Origin of the sequence: Guptibacillus hwajinpoensis (assembly GCF_020524165.1) — a bacterium.
In the GTDB taxonomy this organism is placed as follows: domain Bacteria; phylum Bacillota; class Bacilli; order Bacillales; family Guptibacillaceae; genus Guptibacillus; species Guptibacillus hwajinpoensis_D.
This window is the reverse complement of record NZ_JAIVKU010000004.1, coordinates 573,049-592,962: the sequence shown is the minus strand read 5'-3', so window position 1 is coordinate 592,962 and position 19,914 is coordinate 573,049. Positions and strand designations below refer to the sequence as shown.

The following is a 19,914-nucleotide window of genomic DNA, read 5'->3' as shown; positions in this document are numbered from 1 at the left end:
GATTTGTTTAAACTATTGGAAAGTAGTGTGAAAAATGACAAATATAAATTCAAATCAACTAAAGGAATGTCTATGCGACCATACGATTACTGTATTCGGAACAGGAGAAGTGAGTACGCCACCGGATCGAGCGGTCATTATTACTGGTGTCACGACTACATCTGAACAAGTAGCTGAAGCGCAGGAAGAAAATGCGATGCTTATCGCTGCCGTTGTATCGTCTCTTCATTCTCTCGGTATTCCTTCAGGTAATATTCAAACCTCTGATTATCGAATTGAAGAAAATGTACGCTATGAAAACAACGTCAAAATTTTGCTTGGTTACAAAGTAACGCATCTCCTTAAAGTGTACGTAGAGCCAGTGAGGGAAGCTGGAGCCGCAATCGATGCAGCTGTAGCTTCAGGGGCAAATGTGGTCTCGGATATTCGCTTTGAGTTAAAAGATCCAAACATCGTTTACCAAAAGGCGTTAGCCATTGCGATAAAAGATGGAGAGCAAAAAGCTAAAACAATTGCACAAGCGCTCCAAATTCCCTTACCGCATTCCCCGCATCAAATTGTTGAAATGAGTTCCTATTCACCTTCTTCACGGATGTTTAGCGACGTTCAAACCACTCAAATCCAAACAGGTCAATTAGTGATAACTGCTCAGTTAAAAATAATTTATCTCCTGATATAAAAAAAGGGCGTTTTGTACGCCCCCAATCTTACTTCGTCATCGCATGTTCAACTTTAATGCAACGATCCATTATAACTTTAATGTCATGTTTTTTTCCATATTCGTACGCTTCTTCATTTAACACACCTAGCTGGGCCCAGAAAACATCTGCTCCAATGTCAACAGCATCCCTCATAATATCTGGAAGATACTCACTTCGTCTGAAGACGTTAACGATATCAACGTGACCTTCAATTTCTTTTAGAGAATTTACCGCTTTTACACCTAGCGCATCATCTATTGTCGGATTGACTGGGATGATGTCATAACCAGCATCCTTCATCGCTTGTGATACCATGAAAGAGGTACGGTTAGGATTATTTGACAAACCAACGACTGCAATTCGCTTCTTCGTTTTTAGGATGTTACCAATCTCTTCTCTTGTTGGGTTTTGAATTGTCATTTACGCTCGCCCCTTTATTTTTTGTATAAGTCTATTATAAAAGATGTAAGACAACAGCAACACTATTTCGCTCAAATGCGAGAACAGAGTCGAGTCATTTCTTTTATGATCAGCTCAGGGGAGTCATAGGGGATATTGTGTCCTGCACCCTCTGCCTTTATGTAAACTGAATGAGTAGAAAGAATTGTTTGCTCTTGAATTAGCTTTGTCCATACTTTCTCAATTGGAATAGCTTTTGCTTACGGTAGGCCTGCATTTATTCGTTGTTCTTTTGAGTACTCCGCATCTCTTCCAATCACGGTTAAAGGAACGTCTGGAAAACCTTCTTTATTTAGTCGCATAGCACATTGAGGCATATGGCAAATCTCAGCTCCTACAGCTCTGTACAACGAACGACTCGTTTCGTGGTCAATTAAAGCAATCTACACTCCCCGCTCCCATAATTTGAACTTTTTTTATAGGCTAAAACAGTTAATCCACCGGATATGATTTCCTTCCACTCATAAAGTGATCCCCAATTCCCGATAACAATACAATCGGCGTAATAGTATGATTAGAAAGAACATATTCAATAACACCATGTTTTGTGGTTACCACGCAAGATTCCATCATTTTGTAGCTCCCTCCTATTACCCTCATCGTACCTCAAAACAATTGGTAGATCGAACCATATCAGAATTATTCTTTTTTTCAAAAAATAATACGCATCGTAAGAATAGGTTTGCTATAATTTTTCTTAATTAAATAGAAGGGAGATTTCAATATGTTAAAAATTCTGGAGCTAATGACATTACAGAGGAGGGACGACTCGATTTAATGTAAATGACTCCCTCCTGTCTTTCTATTGTCGGAACTTACAATGAAAGTTGGAGGATCATGTCTTCTTTATCAAAACGTAATCTTACCCTATTGTTCTGGGTACATTTTTTTGGCACCATTAGTTTCTTGCAGCCCGTTTTAACATTATTTTATATGGAAAAGGGGTTAAGTGAAGCTAACATTCTGGTTATCTTAATGTGCTGGAGCGGAGCGGTTTTAATAGGAGAAATTCCAACGGGTGTCTTCGCAGACCGTTTTGGCGCAAGGGTATCGTTTCTAACAGGATCTGTTACTAAACTTTGTAGTATCGGTATTCTGTTTGTAGCAGATAACCTGGGCTTGTTTATGCTATTTAGCATTTTAAATGGGTTATCAGTTACTTTTTTCTCTGGAGCTGACGAAGCACTGATTTACGAATCATTAAAAAAAGATAACAAGCAACATAAAATGGATGAAGCAATGGGAAAAATCCAATCAGCAGGGTTTATGGCTATGATGTTTGCCGTTCTTTTTGGATCATTAATTGCAAAGGATCTTCAACAAGAACAGTTTCAGTTACTGATTTTTTTAAGTATGATATCTTACATTGTTGAACTAGTTCTTTTGTTTTTCATTCAAGAACCACCTGGAAAAGTGACCATCTCTGGAACTTCGCTACAAAATGTACTTGAAGGTGTAAAGGTGATCAAAAAAGCACCTCAGCTGTTAGTAATGTTTTTGAACGTTACACTCGTTTTTATCCCTACAGTAGCAGTTTTTCAAAAATTTGATCAACCACTTCTGATCAGTTCTGGGCTACCAGTTTATTTCATTGGACCGGTTTATGCTGTTGGTGCTTTACTAGCCTTTTTGTCATCAAGAAGTATCGGTATGCTAAATAGAAAGTTTTCCTATTCTTTTTTAATGTACACGTCTGGCTTCCTTTCCGCTTTTGGACTGTTACTAGCGGCGCTTTTTCAGGAACAGCTATGGATAATTTTGTTTGTGGTATTGTTTTTAAGGTGGATTGGTGCTATTCGCTACCCGATCTATTCCCAACTCAGCAACAACATCATTCCATCTCCTATAAGAGCGACTACCATCTCACTCTTATCGATACTTGACTCAGTCTTTGACTTAGTGATTTTTTTATTATTGATTGTTTTTGCTATCGATGGCATCCAGGGAATTCTAATTGGGGCGGGTTTTATCGCTTTCATTGGGTCTGTACTTCCAATCCAAAAACAATCAAAACGTGCAAAGCTGGGAACTAGCCCAATAAATCGCTAAATAAATTTCCAGAATGGTTTGCAATTTATAAGAGCCGGTGCTATTATATATTTAAACCATTTTACTATTAATATATTTAGGATTTAAATTAGCTGTAGCTTCGAAAGAGGGTAACAAAGTTAAATCCTCTTTCAAAAGCTGCAGTTTTTTAATGTAAACGTATTACAATGGTAAATGGTGAATTTTAAATTATGTACGATGAGGTACATTAGGAGGCAATTTTTTATGCAAAACGGTAAAGTAAAATGGTTCAACGCTGAAAAAGGTTTCGGTTTCATCGAAGTTGAAGGTGGAGACGACGTATTCGTACACTTCTCTGCAATCAACGGCGAAGGTTTCAAAACACTTGACGAAGGCCAAGAAGTTAACTTCGAAATCGTAGAAGGTAACCGCGGACCACAAGCAGCTAACGTAACAAAAGCATAAATCGCTTTACAAGCCCCCGACGAATTTTTCGTCAGGGGCTTGTTTCTTTGGTATAAATCACCAATGTTGAATCTTTCCACGTTTTCCTTACTTCAGATAACGATAGACATTGATATGGATGAAACATTGTTTGTCTATTTTTGTTTAATACTTGCGTTTCGCTTATTGCATAACATCCATGAACAACTTGATCATTTTGGAACCACACTAGTACGTCATGAGGTGCTACATGATTTCTAACCCTAGCGTGGTAGCCATAACTGTTGAGTGAAGAAAGAAACTCTCTTTCTTTTATCCACGTTTTGGTATATGTTTGAGCGGCCTCCTTATCAAGATTCATCAATGTAAATGAAAAGCAATTAGGTCCGTTACAACCGATAAACGTGTTAATCAAAGGGCTATTCACCATCTCCTCCCCAACTTGTAAAGAAGACAATGAAATGAAATTCCTTGAAGTCATTTCTAACAACTTAAACCTGAATGATAATGGTAACTGCCTCCAGCTCCACCCTTGCAAAACGACGATTTTTTCCTGTCTATACATTAAACAACATTCATCTAGAATAGCCACAATGGCTGGATCGGTATCGATTGTCAGGAGTTCTTGATACTTAAAATTATAACCTCGCCCGTATTCCAATTGTGATAGAAGACGTTTTTGCTGCTTTCCTTATCGAGCGATAAAAATAACTCGTTTGAAACTTTAGCTATCCACTCGGCCTCAGGATGAACATTCCATGTTAGAAATAAAGTTCTCTCATCAAGACTTACATTAGCATATCCGTCTTTTCTAGAAATGACTTTAAATTCCCTGGGATCATGCTTAAAGAACAAAAGATCATAATCCGGTACAAATCGTTTCTCCCATATTTCTAAGACCCTACTCGTTAATCGATTATTTTCCACCCATACCCCTTCGACTTCTTCCTATCTGCTTTTGTTCATTCAGTCATTAAAACAAGGAGAAAGCTGTTTATAGAGAACCAGCTCATCATAAATTGGTATGCCTCGCTCTCCAATTAACGGAATTTCCGGCTTCACCTGTCGAGCCCGATCTACTGCCCCATGAATAACTTCTTTTATGCGATAACCTTTTCGTTGATAGAAACTTAAAGCATGCATATTATCATTTGTTGTAATTACTTTAATGAGCAGGATTTGTTGTTCTACGGCAATTAACTCTACCATCATCATTAATCGTGAACCTATCCCTTGATTTTCTAACGCACGATCAAGAGAAGTAATTTCAATCACACCATCATTACGTTTGAAAGTCACAACACCTTTCATTTCTCCCGTTGTACTTAATGCTACAAATCCCTCTAATTCATGGAGGTTGTATGTTCCTGTAGAAATCACCATTTCTGAACGTGAACTTCCCCATGAAGAAGTTAAAAAATCTTCTGCTTGTTTCAGATGGAGGGAGTTGAGCGGTTCGATGTCATACGTTGCAAGGTCTTTTACCATTAGCAAACAGTCATTCCAGTTACCTTCGTGATATTCATGATTCGGAAGAATACCAATAGACCTAAACCCGACTTTCTCATAACAGCATATAGCTCGTTTATTCCACCGCTGTGGGTCCATAACAATGAAGCTGCCCTTTAACGTCATTTTAATGTAGTGAACTATCGATTGAACAAGTTTTTTTCCTATCCCTTGATTCCAATATGACGTTTCGCCTATAAACTGATCCATACTATAAGAGTTATTTGGAAGAGAAATACCATCAATCTCTCTTAATGAATAAAATTGAATATAGCCAATTGGATTATTTTTATATAGTACAAGGCATCTTATTTCATCGTCTTCTAAAAAGAAATCTTCTATCACTTTCTCTTTCGTATAGCGTCGATCTTTTCCTTCATAATAGGACAAGACGCTAGGATCTGTTAACCACTTTAAAAGATAGTTCTCATCTCCATCTTTTAAATAACGAATGTTTAACTCTCCTGATTTAATAATAGGTTCCATTTCACCCTCCTAATCTGTTTCATCCTTTTTCTTTACATTATCGGAATTTTCCAACTTAATATGAAGAAGGACTGGTAAAACTTTTATTAGAAAAGTACACATTATTAGTAATATATTTCACCATTTTCGGGTATAATAGTAAGTTCGGGATGTATCAATATCCTTATTAGTATGTTACACTTATAGAAACTTATTAGAGATGGGATATGATAAACATATATGGGAAAATACATGATTGACCACCAAAAACAAATTGTCCATAGGACAGCTTACGCTGGTGATGAATGTCATTTACCCGAAACTCCGATCAAAGATCGTACTGAAGCGAATCATGAACAAGAATTACTCGTTTATTTAAGACAAAAAGGCTACCGCAAATGCGCCTCGTGCTTTTTTGGATCAACCTTTGAAGAATCTTATGAACTCGAGAATCCGCATAGATACGTTTAAATATGAAGAAGTTAAATACATGATTTCAGAGGCAGGATACAAATTTCCCTGCCTCTTTTTTGTGTTCATTCCAACTCTTACAAAATAGTAAATGGATCTTCTTTTACCTCACACATTCGCTTATATGAAGAGATTTCCTTGAAATTCTTTTATTGTTAACGGTTTCACGATATAATGCAATTGGTCGCTTTTTTCTGAACACTTTTTTTATTCAAGAGTTTGTATTTTCATGTTACATAAAAGGAGATGATATGTTATATTCATAACTATGTTTTTATAAAAATACGATCCGTTTGATAGAAAATCCGTTGCGAAACGACAGAGGTGACACTACGTGAACAGTACTCATCAAAGAAAAGTAACTTCAGAAGGTTTATTAAAATTCATCATTCCATCTCTCATTGGTATTTTCTTATTCATGATTCCAATACCAAATGATGAAGGTGTTACAATTCCAATAGCGAAATTGGCTGGTTGGTTACAAGGATTATTTGGAACAACCATTCCTTTTTCCCTACCCGCAATTATGACTATTATTATTTCAATAACAGCGTTACTTAGCGTTTACGCTATTATCGTAAAACCTGATTGGGTTACGAAGCGTCCATTTTTAACGAGTCTTCTCCAAGTATCCTGGGTTTGGTTAATCGCTCGAATTCTTGGAATGATTTTCGCTATCTTAACTCTATATCAAATCGGTCCTGAATGGGTTTGGTCAGATGCAACTGGAGGGTTATTATTAAACGATCTGATTCCAATTCTGTTTTCTGTATTTTTATTTGCAGGACTCTTTTTACCACTGCTCTTAAATTTTGGTTTGTTAGAATTTTGTGGAACGCTTCTTACGAAAATCATGAGACCAATTTTCACGCTACCTGGTCGCTCCTCGATCGATTGCCTTGCATCGTGGATGGGTGACGGAACGATCGGTGTACTATTAACAAGCAAGCAGTACGAAGATGGTTATTATACGAAGCGTGAAGCTGCAGTAATTGGAACAACTTTCTCAGTTGTCTCTATCACCTTTAGTATCGTCGTGCTTCAACAAATGAAGCTTGAGCAATATTTTATTCCATATTATTTGACGATAGTACTAGCAGGCGTTGTAGCAGCTGTTATTATGCCTAGAATACCGCCTCTATCACGAAAGCCTGATACAACTTATGAAACAGCGGCTGAAGCACCTGATGATACAATCCCAGAGGGACGCTCTCGCTTTCAGTGGGGCGTCATGCAGGCAACCAAAACAGCTGAAGACAATCGCGCTTCACATGTTGTTAAAGGGGGAATTCAAAATGTTCTCGACATGTGGATGGGTGTTATTCCCATTGTAATGGCTATTGGGACAATAGCATTGATTATTGCTGAAACAACTCCCCTTTTTAATTATCTTGGTGCTCCATTTGTTCCAATTCTTCATTTAATGCAAGTTCCAGAAGCAGCTGAAGCTGCTCAAACAATGGTTATCGGATTTGCAGATATGTTTTTACCAGCAATTATAGGTGCTGATATTGAAAGTGATTTGACGCGCTTTGTTATTGCAAGTCTATCAGTTTCCCAGTTAATATATATGTCTGAGGTTGGTGGGCTATTGCTCGGTTCTAAAGTACCTGTTCGATTTATTGATTTATTTATCATTTTCCTAGAACGTACAATTATCTCATTACCAATCATTGTTATCATGGCACATATAATCTTTTAACGAGAAAAACCGGAACTAATTTGTTCCGGTTTTTTTATATTTTATCTTGTTTTAATGAAGGTTTTATGTATTCTTTAATGGTCATATTAAAATTTATATTTCTAGTACGGTATATGAAATTTATTTTTAGCTGAATTGTAAAACAGCGGCTACTAGGCCGCTGTCGGTATTAATGATTAAAATTAATCACTATTTTTCCCTTTGCATGATGAGACTCACTTAGCTCGTGTGCTTCTTGAATACCTTCTTGACTAAATGGGAAGCGGTGTCCGATCGTCGCTTTAATATGACCGTTCTCCATTAATGAAGCGATCTCTTTTAATTGTTCTCCGTTTGGCTCTAGCCAAACGTTTCCAGACCGAACGCCTTTTTCCTTCGCTTTCTCCTGATCAGGTTCACCTACAATCGATACGAGGCGACCACCACCACGTAAAACTGAAAAACTCTTCTCTTGAATATCTCCTCCCATTGTATCAAGGACAACATCATATTCTTCAAGTTCTTCTGAAAAATCCTGTTCGCGATAATTAATGACTTTGTCAGCTCCAAGTGATTTTAAATATTCTTCATTTTTACCACTTGCCGTAGTAGCTACATAAGCTCCCTTATACTTAGCCAGCTGAATTGCAAAGCTTCCTACACCACCAGCCCCTGCGTGAATCAATACTTTTTCATCTTTTTGAATGTCGGCAAAATCAATTAAACACTGCCAGGCTGTTAATCCCACAAGAGGTACGGATGCCGCTTCTTCATAAGAAATGGCGTCAGGAATACGTGCCAGCAAATGATCGTCCACTACTACTTCCTCTGCATATGTACCATTTGCAGTTGTAGCCGGTCTTGCAAATACACGATCTCCTACTTTGAATCCTTCAACAGAAGAACCCACTTCTTTAATCACTCCAGCGATATCCCAACCAAGAATAATAGGAAAGTTAAAAGGAAGCATTTCTTTTAAATAGCCTTCTCGTAGTTTCCAATCAATGGGATTAACGGAGGTTGCATAGCTCGTTACTAAAACCTGATTTTTGTCTGGCGACGGGGAAGCCAATTCCTTCTCAACGAGCTGATCTTTATCACCATATTGTTCGATTACGACTGCTTTCATAGTAGAAAACTCCTCTCAATCAAGATTTCTCTACTATGTTCCCTTTCTTTCCCCATTTCTAAACAGTCGAACTTTCAATACGACCAAATTTAGAAAGGGTGATCAAGTTCTGAACAGTCAATACCCCCTGCCACTCTCTTTTGGCAACTTCCCATTGATCTTCAAACTGTCCCCAAGACCAGCTTGGTTCCCAGCTTCCATTATCAAGCTGTTTTTCAATCAAATAATCCAAGTTAACATCCAGCTCTTGATTGAGCTCTTTAGCAAAAGGAGATTGTATAGAGTCGGCTAATGAAATGGGCTGTACTCCATACTGATTCCATTTTTCAGGTGGATCAATGATAGATGAAAGCTTCTGCTCTATTTTTTGATGAATTTTCTGATAAACATCTCCACCCGCTAGCTTTGCTAAGCGAAGGTAACATTGCACTTCATGAATTTCATATTCATTTAAATCCTTCAGATGGTTCATTACTATATCGAATGCCTTTGTGGTTAGAGGATGTTGCACGTCATAGTGTATAAGATAACCCACGATTTCTGCATCAGGATTAGCAGAATAGTTGACGATCTTGTCTGAAACATGCCACCACGGTGCATGCGGCACATCATTCACAGAAAGTGGTACTGATTGCCAGCCGTTCGTTTGAAAAGTATGAAGGAAATAGTTTGTTCCGTCCACAACAAACGGATGCTGAGCATTTATGTTAAGCTGATATAGGTATTGAAATGCAATGGTTGTCCCCAGAGGAGATGACTTTTGCAACCGAAAATCAGGCTCAATATTGTTTCCAAAACCACCATCTTCATTCCGGAAGACTTCAAGTTCTTGAAGGACTCGCTCCTTCTCCCCTACCCCTCTCCAGTATGCGAAATACTCGCGATCGAGCGGTCTTGCATATAGCGCTATAAATTCGCATGCTTTTTCAAACTGTTTCCTAGATAAGATTTTCAAGGTTATCATTCCTTTCCAACTTCCCCCACTTAAGCTATTTCTGTACACCATTTTCATATCCTTCTTTCTTGAAATTATTACGCAAAATAAGTAGAGTAATAGAAAGAAAGCGATTTCGAAAAAGGAGGATTTTTATGAAAGTTTTAATTTTTGGTGCAGGAGCACTAGGTACATATTTCGGATTAAGATGGGCAGATAGCGGCACAGATGTTTCCTTTTATGTACGCGAAGGAAGAAAAAAGCAAATTGAGCGTGAAGGATTACAAGTGACAAGTGTAAAAGGCGATACAAAAGTCTCTTCCCCTACACTTGTTACGAACCCCTCAGAAGCTACTTCACCTGATGTAGTGTTATTGGGCGTAAAAGGATACCACCTTGAAGACACCATTCCTGTACTTAAAGAGTTTGTCGCGAAAGGAGCAAAGGTGCTTCCGATCTTAAATGGCATTGAACATATCACAATCCTACAAGAAACGCTTGGGAAAGAAGCTGTTTTAGGTGGTTTATCGTATATTATTGCGACACTTGATGACCGCGGACATGTCCATCATACAAGTGACCTCCATGAATTGATATTTGGTCCATTGCATCCCTCTCAAAAAGAAGTATGTGACTCATTAAACGAAATAAATGAACGTGCGAATTTCAACTCACAATTAACTTCTAACATCGAAGAAGAGATGTGGAAAAAATATATGTTTATTTCAGCTATGTCTGGCGTTACAACAGCTGGAGATCTTCATACAGGAACTATTCGAGATGTCCCTGAAACACTTAAACTTGTCGAGAACGTGATGACAGAAATCAAAGCTCTTGCTTCACTGTATGACGTCCACATCAATCAAGCAGATATCGATCGTCGCATGGAATCATTTCATTCCCTACCATATGAAGCGACGTCTTCGATGCATCAAGATAAAAGGAAGAAAAATAAACTTGAAGTTGAACATCTCCAAGGAGGAGCGTTACGTCTTGCTAAGCAGGTACAATTAAACCTGCCATACACGGAAACCCTCTATCGTTTAATAAAACCTTACGAAACTCAGAACAGTTAGCATAGAAAAAAGCGAGGATCTCTCCTCGCTTTTTTCTATGCTTTTACCCTGGCTTCTGATGAAAAAAGTTTTTTGGGATTTGCCTCAAATAATATGGCTATGGTTTCATCCGTAATACCGGCTGCCTTTAATTTCGGAAGAATTTCTTCAAAAATATACACTGGCTGCCAGTTCGCCATAATTTTCTCGACTTGCTCTGGAAGCACCGGGGGACGCCCCATCCAGTAGTTGACAGTATCATGCGAAAGCATAATTTGTTTTTCATATCCACTACTAAGTAATCCAATCAACGTGATAAGACGCTCTTTGTCGAATGGTGCTCCAACAAGCCCCTGAATGCCAAATCGATCGAATCCGATGTTCACTCCTAATTCTAATGTTCTTAAATGATAGGCGGCATCCGTATTGCCACACATATGCCCGATAATAATTGACTGAGGGTTTACGCCTTCTTCCACTAGGAGCCTGGCTTGTTCAGGACCCATTGTTCCTTCTTGCGTGTGGGTTAATATTGAAATACCTGTTTCTTTATGCACTCGAGCAGCTGCTTTAAAAAACATCATCTCATAATCCGTAATCTGGTCTTTACTAGATGCTAACTTAATTATGCCTGGTTTAATTCCAGTTGTTCCAATACCATCTGTTATTTCCTTTATAAACATTTCATATATATCTTCTTCCGCTGTTCCAAGACCTTGCCTAAACTTAAAATAAGGCGTTGCTCCTTCTCCCTCATAGTAGTAACCAGTCGCACAAATAATTTGAAGGCCCGTTTCTGTTGAGATTTTTTGAAGAAGCTCCGGATTTCTTCCACATTCGTTTGGCGTTGGATCTACAACCGTTCTTACACCGTGAGTCATGACACTTTCGGCCACTGAAATTCCAACTTGAAGTGCCTCCTGAAAATCAAATGCTCCAAGAGAAATATCACCGCTAAATCCTGGATAACCAAAAGCAAAATGTTCGTGAACTAATGTTTTACCGAGCTGATCAACCGGTATTGGACCAGTAACGGTTTCGACTGTTTTCCTCATATTACTTCACTCCCTCTGCTTTTTGACGCTCGTTATCCTGAAGCTTTCTCCATAAAATCTTACCACTGCTCGTTGTAGGAAAAGCGTCCATAAATTCAATCATTCTAGGGTATTTATAAGCTGCCATCTGGTTCTTTGACCATTCAATAATCTCTTCTTCTGTCACCTTCCCTTTATCATTTTCATTTAATATGACGAACGCTTTCACTGTTTCTCCTCGCCTTGGGTCCGGTACACCAACGACACACGCTTGTTGAACAGCTGGGTGTTTATATAAAATTGATTCGACTTCTGTTGGCCATACTTTAAAACCAGAAGCATTGACCATTCGCTTCACGCGATCAATCATAAAGAAATATCCCTCTTCATCATATCGACCAATATCTCCAGTTCTGAAAAAAGACTTCCCATCAATTTCAATAAATGAACTGCGATTTTCATCGTCACGATTGTAGTAGCCATCAAACACCTGAGGACCATTCACAATGATTTCGCCAGGCTCTCCAGGACCGAGCTCCTTCATTGTATTCGGATCGATGACACGAGCATCCACATCAAACGATGGTACACCAAGGCACTGAAGTTTAGGAAAATCTGGTGGATTAAAGTGTGTGTGTGAAATTGTTTCAGATAAACCATATCCTTCGATAAATCGCAGTCCAGTTAATTTGTACAATTTCTCTCCTACAGCCGCCGGTAAAGGAGCTCCTCCCCCTGCAAGTATTTTCAATGATGAGATAGAGTAGTTTGGTAGATTTGGATTTGAAAGAAAATCAATAAGCATCGTACTAATATTTACCCAGTTAGCAACCTCATATTGTTCTATATATTTGGCTGCTAAATTGCGATCCCAGCGCGTCATAATGACCATTGGTGCTCCGCTATAAATCGGTGCATGCATGCTATGAAGCATCCCCGTTACGTGAAATAAAGGAAGTGTTACAAGATGCACTCCATCCGCAGTAATATTCATCCACTGAGAGGCACCGACCGCATTTGCTTGTAGCGTTCGATTTGGATGAATACACCCTTTCGGTAAACCTGTCGTTCCAGATGTATATGGCATAACTGCAACATCATTGATCGTACGTACATACTCTCCAGGTTCATGTGAATGATGGATTGCATCTTCCCATGTATAATGATTTGGTTTGTTTACTCTGATTGTCTCTAAAGCCACCTCACCCGGTACATCACTTTCATTACCCGCATAGTAAGAGTAAGCTGCTGTAATCACATTTGTAAGAGTAGTCGTGTTAACTAACGGCTCTACTTTATCATATAGCTCTTGACCCACAATCGCTGTTTTAATCTCGCAATCCTTAATATAAAATGATAGCTCTTCTGCTGTTAACATCGGATTAATTGGGACGACAACAGCGTTAGCTCTTAAGATTGCATAATAACTAATGACGAACTGTGCGGAATTTTGCATAAAAAGAAGGACGTTTTCTCCCTCGTTTACATTCAACTGTTTAAGAAATGCAGCAGTCTGATTAACTTCATGAAGCAACTCTTTATACGTCATCTTTGCTCCATAGTATAAAATCGCTTCTTTATTTGGATATCGTTTAGCTGAAACTGTAAGATTATCATAAATGGTCGTTTCAGGAATGGTTAGAGAATAAGGTACTCGTTTCGGCCAGAACTGAAAATGATTTGATTGCATTACTTTTAGATCCCCTTTCACTTTCTCTTAATCTTCTATTTTTACAACTTCTCCATCTTCAACTGCTCCAATGGCTGGTTTCCAGTCAAATGCACCACCGTTATAAATCCCTGTTAAGTGCCATACCATTTTTTCATCAGGAAGCGACTGAATGGCGGCATCCATACTTTCCATAATCTTCGTTGGATCATCGACTGAACCTGATTCAGACATAGCATTGGCAATGACATGCATGGCCTGATAATTAAAAGCACCCTCGGCAGTCGGAATTCGATCGAAACGTTCTTTGTATTGACTGATAAACGCTTCGGCACCTGGCGCATCACTATCAATAATTGGTAGGGCACCAATCGTCCCCTCTAACTGATCAAGTCCACCAAGAACAGGTTCAATTTCTTCGATTTTTGACTGGTCCATCAGCATAAATCCTCCTTCAAAGCCCAATTCTCTTGCTTGCTTAATAACAAGAGCTGTAGGTTGTGAAGGTCCTCCTACAAACAGCACATCTGGATTATTGCTAAGCGCTTTTGTAACAATGGAGAAAAAGTCAGTATCTTTGCTAAAATCAATGGAGCCTTCAAAAACCACTTCTCCACCGTTTTCTTCCCATACTGGTTTTAGAGCTTCCGTCCAGTCTTTTCCGTACTGAGATGAAGTTGGTAACAGGGCAATTTTCTTACCAAATCGTTCCATTTGATAGTTTGTAAAAACTTCAGGATACGCACTATACGCTGGTGGAATTCCTAATGTTAGTGAATTATTCTGTTCCATAATCTTAGGCTCACTTGTATAGGCCGCAATTAAAAAATCTTCTTGTTCGTTAAACACTTGTGTGGCGAACACCCCACCGCTATGTGGAACAAAAATAATAGGTGTATCATTTTCTTGGACTAGTCTTCTTGCATTTGTTCCCGTTTCATTAGGCAAATACTGATCGTCAAGCGTTACGAGATTAATCCCGTATTTTTTGCCATCTACATCAATGCCTTCCTGATTAATTTCATCAACAGCCATTTCTAAACCGCTTAACGTATTCTCACCATAGTAAGCGGCAGGGCCACTTAAAGGGCCACTAAACCCAATATTCACTGTATTTTCCATCGTTGATTCTGCACTAGTTTCCTTGCTCGTATCTTTTGGTTCGTTTGTATTTGAAGCCCCTTCATTGCTAGAGTTACTAACTGAACCTGCCGCACAACCAGCCACTACCATCATCCCGATCAACATTACCATGTAAACAAAAAGCTTTATCCCGATTCTCATTGTTTTCCCCCTATTCAAATCGATTCCGTTATTATGCTCCAATATAAGCTTTTCGAATTTGATCATTTGACAAAAGTTCCTCTTTACTTCCTTCAAGAACAATCTTGCCACTTTCAATCACATAACCGCGGTTAGAAATTTGTAGTGCAGCATTGGCATTTTGCTCAGCTAGAAGAATTGTGGTGCCTTGTTCATTGATATCTTCAATAATATGAAACATTTGCTCCACAATGAGTGGGGCAAGCCCTAGTGAAGGTTCATCTAGTAAGAGAACTTTCGGTTTTGCCATTAATGCTCGTCCAATTGCTAACATCTGCTGTTGGCCACCACTAAGAGATCCTGCTGCCTCATGACGCTTGTCATGTAAAATCGGAAAAAGGGAATACACCTCCTTTAAGCTCTGTTCCACTTCTTTTCGATGTTTTCGATGAACAAAACTACCCATTTTCAAATTTTCGTAAACGGACATTTGTGGAAACAACTTTCTACCTTCGGGACATTGCACGATTCCTTCTTTAACTAGAGAATGTGGTGATTTTCCAGTTAACTTACGATCCATAAAGATCACATCACCAGAGACAGGTTTCATCAATCCACTGATCGTACGAAATATCGTGCTTTTACCGGCTCCGTTAGCTCCAAGTAAGACAACCGTTTCACCTTTTTTTACTTCGATTGAAATATTATGAAGTACAGAAGAAGCGCCATAGTTTACATTAATATTGTTTAACTGGAGCATGCGCTTCACCTCCGAGATAGGCTTGAATAACAGCTTCATTTTGACGAATTTCTTCAGGTCGTCCTTCTGCAATTTTCTTTCCATGATTTAAGACAACTATTTGATCAGCGAGACTCATAATCATTGGCATTTTATGTTCGATTAAACAAACGGTAATTCCGTGATCAGCCATTTTCCTCATTAAATAGGCTAGCCCATCCGTTTCATCAGGATTAACACCTGCAGCAGGTTCATCGAGAAGAACCATTTCTGGATCGGTTGCTAGGGCAAGCGCAAAGGCAAGTCTCTTCTTCTCTTCCTGCGAAATAAGAGAGACAGGGTGTTCTATTACATGCATCATTTCAACAAACTCCAGTGCCTCGAGTGCTTTTTGGTATGACCGTTTTTCTTCCTCTTTTTCTCTTTTCGTTCGGAATATCGCATCCCAAATACCAGACTTTGTTCGTAGTCTATGTCCGATGAGAACATTATCAAGGACGGTCGATTGCTCAAATAAATTAGTCGTTTGAAATGTTCTCCCAATTCCAAGTCGCGCAATTTGTTGGGGGGGCATTCTGGTAATATCGTGATCTTTAAATAAAATTTTCCCTGATGAAAGTGGATGAATTCCACTTATCAGATTAAAAAAAGTAGATTTACCTGCACCATTTGGGCCAATTATGGCTGTAATCGTCCCTTTTTCAACCGATACACTCACATCTTCAACGGCTGCTAATCCCCCAAAACGTTTTGTAATTCCCTCTGTCGAAAAGAACATTACCCTGCCTCACCTACTTTCCTTTTCTCATCATGTTCTTCATTCGCTACTTTAACTCTTTGCTGTTTCTTTTTTTGTAAATAGCCATTTATACTACCAGTAATGCCACGCGGATAGTATAAAACTAATAAAACAACAACCGGGCCAAAAATAAGCATGCGATATTCTTCAAGAAACTGTAATGATTGAGTAAGTGAAATCACAATAAGTGTTCCGACAATTGGTCCTGCTAGTGTTCCAATGCCACCAACTAGAAGATACATCAGCATTTCAAACGTTACGGTAATCGCTGATATTTGTGGACCGATAAATCGGATAAACGAAGCATATAACGCACCTGAAAGTCCGGCAAATAAGGCTGATAGAGTAAATGCCAACAGCTGATTTTTCATGATGGATATCCCAATTGTTTTGGCAAGTTCTTCACTGTTTCTTATCGCAATAAACGTTCTTCCGAGAAGAGAATGCACAATACGATAACAAAGGAAAATCGTAAACGACAGAAAGAACAAAGCAAGGTAATATTGGGAGGTTAACGTATCAAACGTAATCGGTCCTAAGTTTCCTGGAGCCGGAATCCCTATTAAACCTCTTACACCACCGGTTAAACTATCCCATTTGTCAATTAAAAGATAAACAATGACACCTACGCACATGGTATAAATTGCAAAGAAGTGAGATTTGGTTCGAAGGGCGATCACCCCAACCAACGCTCCCGCAATGGATGTGATAATTACTGCTAGAAGTAAAGATAGCCAATAAGACAAACCGCCTTTCGTTGTCAAAAGACCTAGGCCATACGCTCCGATTGCAAAAAAGCCTGCGTGTGCGAGAGACAAATAACCTACGTAACCTGAAATAATATTAAATCCATAGACAGCAATGGACCAAATAAAGACCAGCGTAAGCAATTGAAGGACATACATATTCGGAAACACCAGAGGGAATAACACAGCAGCCACAGCAACGATACTGATGAGTACACGCTTCGATAAGAAGTTCAACATTACTGAACCCCCTTTGTAAATAACCCGGTGGGCTTCGCTGTAAGGATAACGACGAGTAATAGAAACGCAATAACGTCTTTATAATCAGAAGATATGTACGTTGCTCCAATACTCTCAGTTAGCCCAAGCAAATACCCACCGAGAATTGCTCCTGGGATACTTCCCATCCCACCAATGATGATAATAACAAATGCTTTCATGATGACCAGATTCCCCATAGTAGGAAAGACAAGATTTATTGGAGAAGCTAACGACGCAGCTGCGGCTGCTAAACCACCCGCGATCGCAAATGTGAGCCAAGCAACCTGGTTTGCATTAATACCTACAAGGAAAGCACCTTCTCGATTTTGAGCCATTGCAACAATCGCTGCTCCTATCATTGTTTTCGTTAAGAAAAAATGAAGCGCTAGCATTAGAATCACTGCAGCTACAATAATTAAGAGACGTTGTAACGTTACGGTTAAACCGAATAAATTAACAACCGATCCATAGGGAGTGTCCATTCTGTAGTATTCGGTACCCCACATAAACTGACCAAATGCTTCTAGAAAGAGAAGGATCCCAATGGCTGCAACCATCATTCTCATCCCATCTGCACCTTCTAGTTTTTTGAATATAAGCTGCTGAGTAACAACCCCAAGTAAGGCAACCACAGCTACGGATGCAAGAATCGCAATCCAATAGTGAAAACCAAACCCGACCATCATCATTAAAGTAATATAGGCACCAACCATATAAAAAGCACCGTGTGCGAAATTAGGTACATGTAAGATACCAAAAACGAGTGTTAAACCAAGGGCAACAAGCGTGTAAACGCTTCCAATTGTAAGTCCGTTAAAAATCTGCTGGAAAAGGAGCTCCATCGTATTCCTCCTCTATTTAATAAGATCCAGGCTAAGGGGACGGCGGACTTATGAAGGGGATTCAAGATGTGGGAATGAATCTGGATTGAACAACTTCAATCCAGATTCAGAATTTTATTTACCTTTAAATTGTGGTGCGCGTTTTTCCTTAAATGCAGTTGCTCCTTCTTTATGATCTTCTGTCGTTACCATTAGTGCTTGTGTAATGCGCTCTTGTTCAAGTACTTCAGATAAAGAAGATGTTAGCGAAGCATCAGCAATCTTTTTAATGAAACCATATGCTTTACCTGGACCTTTTGAAAGCTTATCAGCATATGCCATGGCTTCTTCCTCAAGGTTAGATAACGGATACGTTTGGTTTACAAAATTTAATTCTTTCGCTTCTTTTGCTGTAATTGGTTGTGCTGAGAAAAATAACTCCTTCGCCTTATAAGGACCGATTAAGCGAGGAAGGAACGAAAGACCTCCTCCATCTGAAATCAATCCAACTTGAGAAAAGCTTAATACAAAGTTACTATCTTCTGCTGCTAGAATAATGTCACTAGCGAGCGCCAAGTTAAAGCCTGCTCCAGCTGCAAAACCATGAATAACAGAAATAATAGGTTTCTCTAAATCTCTCATAGCAAGGACCAGCTCATTTAATTTACCAATGTGTTCATATACTTCAGTTGAAGTCGTATCCCCCATTGTTTTAACATCCCCACCTGCGCTAAAAGAACGACCGGCTCCTGTTAGCATGACTACCCGGATCTCATCATTTTCCTTTGCGTCTTGAATAGCTTTTGTTAGTCCTAAAATCATTTCTGGGCTAAAAGCGTTTAGCGCCTCAGGGCGATTAAGTGTCAGATGAAGCACTGCACCATGTACATTGACTTTTAAATGTTCCGTTTTAACTGTTGTTTCCATTTTTGAACACTCTCCTTTTTTTATACGATAAGCCAGCCGCCATCGACTAATAAATCTGAACCAGTCATATAACTCGCCTCAGATGATGCCGCAAACGAAATCACATTTGCGATTTCCTCAGCCTGTCCCACTCGTTTTAATGCCGTATTCCGTTTAATAGAAGCTTCAAATCTTTCATTCTTTAAACCTTCTTCTGTTAATGGCGTCTCAACAAATCCTGGTGAGACTGAATTCACTCGAACATATGGTGATAATTCAACTGCAAGTGCTCTTGTGAAATTAATAACTGCTGCTTTGGCTGCACTATAGTGCGGAATTTGCGCCCCTGCTTTATGACCAGAGAGAGAAGCAACATTTACAATCGAGAAGTCCATTTGCTCATCTTCTTTGGCACTTTCTAACATCAGTTTCCCGAGTGTTTTTGAAACGAGAAAAACACTTTTTAAGTTTGCATTTTGCGCATGATCCCAGTTTTCTTCTGACATTTCAAGAATCGGTGAACCATGAGATCCTCCAGCATTATTAATTAAGACATGAACTGTTCCTGTGTTTTCTTTAATAAAAGAGGACAATTGATCGACCTGATCTTGTCTCGTTACGTCTGCAACAAAAGTGAGAACATTCCCTTCTAATTCCTTAAGGTCATCTTTCGTTTGCAATAACTTTGCTTCAGTCCGACCAACAAGAATCACTGTTCCTCCTTCCGATGCTATTCGTTTAGCTGTCATAGCACCGATACCACTTCCTCCACCAGTTATGACTGCTGTTTTTCCTGAAAATCTCCCCATCTTTTTCAC

The 19,914-nt window shown here is 39.1% G+C and carries 20 protein-coding genes; 6 read left to right on the top strand and 14 right to left on the bottom strand.

Going from position 1 to position 19,914, the window contains the following annotated elements; genetic code table 11:
• The first annotated feature begins 34 nt into the window (after window positions 1-34).
• Entirely contained in the window at window positions 35-679 is a 645-nt protein-coding gene (locus tag LC090_RS10190; protein WP_226657727.1) for an SIMPL domain-containing protein, read from the top strand.
• Between the two features lie 28 nt (window positions 680-707).
• On the opposite strand, the gene LC090_RS10185 is transcribed toward LC090_RS10190, so the two are convergent.
• Together LC090_RS10185 and LC090_RS10180 are read right to left on the bottom strand one after the other, a co-directional pair.
• Complete coding sequence (locus tag LC090_RS10185; RefSeq protein WP_226657725.1) at window positions 708-1,121, bottom strand: CoA-binding protein; 414 nt, start codon at window positions 1,119-1,121, stop codon at window positions 708-710.
• Window positions 1,122-1,592: 471 nt separating this feature from the next.
• Window positions 1,593-1,733: a hypothetical protein gene (locus tag LC090_RS10180; RefSeq protein WP_226657723.1), complete on the bottom strand. Its 141-nt coding sequence runs from the start codon at window positions 1,731-1,733 to the stop codon at window positions 1,593-1,595.
• Between the two features lie 264 nt (window positions 1,734-1,997).
• Here LC090_RS10180 and LC090_RS10175 point away from each other — a divergent pair, with 264 nt between their 5' ends.
• Together LC090_RS10175 and cspD are read left to right on the top strand one after the other, a co-directional pair.
• Window positions 1,998-3,209 (top strand): MFS transporter, encoded by a 1,212-nt coding sequence (locus LC090_RS10175; RefSeq protein WP_226657721.1) that lies wholly within the window; start codon window positions 1,998-2,000, stop codon window positions 3,207-3,209.
• 225 nt (window positions 3,210-3,434) lie between these two features.
• Window positions 3,435-3,635, top strand: a complete 201-nt coding sequence (gene cspD, locus LC090_RS10170; RefSeq protein ID WP_048309367.1) for a cold-shock protein CspD — start codon at window positions 3,435-3,437, stop codon at window positions 3,633-3,635.
• A gap of 945 nt (window positions 3,636-4,580) precedes the next feature.
• Here cspD and LC090_RS10165 read toward each other — a convergent pair.
• Entirely contained in the window at window positions 4,581-5,609 is a 1,029-nt protein-coding gene (locus LC090_RS10165) for a GNAT family N-acetyltransferase (protein WP_226657718.1), read from the bottom strand.
• Between the two features lie 231 nt (window positions 5,610-5,840).
• Here LC090_RS10165 and LC090_RS10160 point away from each other — a divergent pair, with 231 nt between their 5' ends.
• Both LC090_RS10160 and LC090_RS10155 read left to right on the top strand, forming a co-directional pair.
• Entirely contained in the window at window positions 5,841-6,059 is a 219-nt protein-coding gene (locus LC090_RS10160) for a hypothetical protein (RefSeq protein WP_226657715.1), read from the top strand.
• A 334-nt stretch (window positions 6,060-6,393) separates the two neighbouring features.
• Window positions 6,394-7,761: a YjiH family protein gene (locus LC090_RS10155; RefSeq protein ID WP_425590646.1), complete on the top strand. Its 1,368-nt coding sequence runs from the start codon at window positions 6,394-6,396 to the stop codon at window positions 7,759-7,761.
• Window positions 7,762-7,930: 169 nt separating this feature from the next.
• On the opposite strand, the gene LC090_RS10150 is transcribed toward LC090_RS10155, so the two are convergent.
• The gene (locus LC090_RS10150; RefSeq protein ID WP_226657712.1) at window positions 7,931-8,869 is read right to left on the bottom strand and encodes an NADP-dependent oxidoreductase; all 939 of its coding nucleotides are present in this window, start codon (window positions 8,867-8,869) and stop codon (window positions 7,931-7,933) included.
• A 58-nt stretch (window positions 8,870-8,927) separates the two neighbouring features.
• Complete coding sequence (locus LC090_RS10145) at window positions 8,928-9,875, bottom strand: hypothetical protein (protein ID WP_226657710.1); 948 nt, start codon at window positions 9,873-9,875, stop codon at window positions 8,928-8,930.
• An 83-nt stretch (window positions 9,876-9,958) separates the two neighbouring features.
• On the opposite strand from LC090_RS10145, the gene LC090_RS10140 reads away from it, so the two are divergent.
• Window positions 9,959-10,879: a ketopantoate reductase family protein gene (locus LC090_RS10140; protein WP_226657707.1), complete on the top strand. Its 921-nt coding sequence runs from the start codon at window positions 9,959-9,961 to the stop codon at window positions 10,877-10,879.
• Between the two features lie 35 nt (window positions 10,880-10,914).
• Here the strand turns inward: LC090_RS10140 and LC090_RS10135 are convergent, their stop codons facing one another.
• The 9 genes from LC090_RS10135 to LC090_RS10095 form a co-directional block, all read right to left on the bottom strand.
• Complete coding sequence (locus tag LC090_RS10135) at window positions 10,915-11,913, bottom strand: phosphotriesterase family protein (RefSeq protein WP_226657705.1); 999 nt, start codon at window positions 11,911-11,913, stop codon at window positions 10,915-10,917.
• A gap of 1 nt (window position 11,914) precedes the next feature.
• Window positions 11,915-13,582, bottom strand: coding sequence for a long-chain fatty acid--CoA ligase (locus LC090_RS10130; RefSeq protein WP_226657703.1), 1,668 nt, complete (start codon window positions 13,580-13,582; stop codon window positions 11,915-11,917).
• Window positions 13,583-13,609: 27 nt separating this feature from the next.
• Window positions 13,610-14,845 (bottom strand): ABC transporter substrate-binding protein, encoded by a 1,236-nt coding sequence (locus LC090_RS10125; RefSeq protein ID WP_226657700.1) that lies wholly within the window; start codon window positions 14,843-14,845, stop codon window positions 13,610-13,612.
• Between the two features lie 31 nt (window positions 14,846-14,876).
• Entirely contained in the window at window positions 14,877-15,584 is a 708-nt protein-coding gene (locus LC090_RS10120) for an ABC transporter ATP-binding protein (RefSeq protein WP_226657697.1), read from the bottom strand.
• Window positions 15,562-16,341, bottom strand: coding sequence for an ABC transporter ATP-binding protein (locus tag LC090_RS10115; RefSeq protein WP_226657694.1), 780 nt, complete (start codon window positions 16,339-16,341; stop codon window positions 15,562-15,564). The genes LC090_RS10120 and LC090_RS10115 overlap by 23 nt, the downstream gene beginning before the upstream one ends.
• Window positions 16,341-17,348: a branched-chain amino acid ABC transporter permease gene (locus LC090_RS10110; RefSeq protein ID WP_226657692.1), complete on the bottom strand. Its 1,008-nt coding sequence runs from the start codon at window positions 17,346-17,348 to the stop codon at window positions 16,341-16,343. Before LC090_RS10110 ends, LC090_RS10115 begins: the two co-directional genes overlap by 1 nt.
• The gene (locus LC090_RS10105) at window positions 17,348-18,211 is read right to left on the bottom strand and encodes a branched-chain amino acid ABC transporter permease (RefSeq protein ID WP_226657690.1); all 864 of its coding nucleotides are present in this window, start codon (window positions 18,209-18,211) and stop codon (window positions 17,348-17,350) included. The genes LC090_RS10110 and LC090_RS10105 overlap by 1 nt, the downstream gene beginning before the upstream one ends.
• A gap of 114 nt (window positions 18,212-18,325) precedes the next feature.
• On the bottom strand, window positions 18,326-19,117 hold the full coding sequence (locus tag LC090_RS10100; protein ID WP_226657687.1) for an enoyl-CoA hydratase/isomerase family protein: 792 nt from the start codon (window positions 19,115-19,117) through the stop codon (window positions 18,326-18,328).
• 20 nt (window positions 19,118-19,137) lie between these two features.
• Entirely contained in the window at window positions 19,138-19,905 is a 768-nt protein-coding gene (locus tag LC090_RS10095) for an SDR family NAD(P)-dependent oxidoreductase (protein ID WP_226657685.1), read from the bottom strand.
• Between the last annotated feature and the right edge of the window lie 9 nt (window positions 19,906-19,914).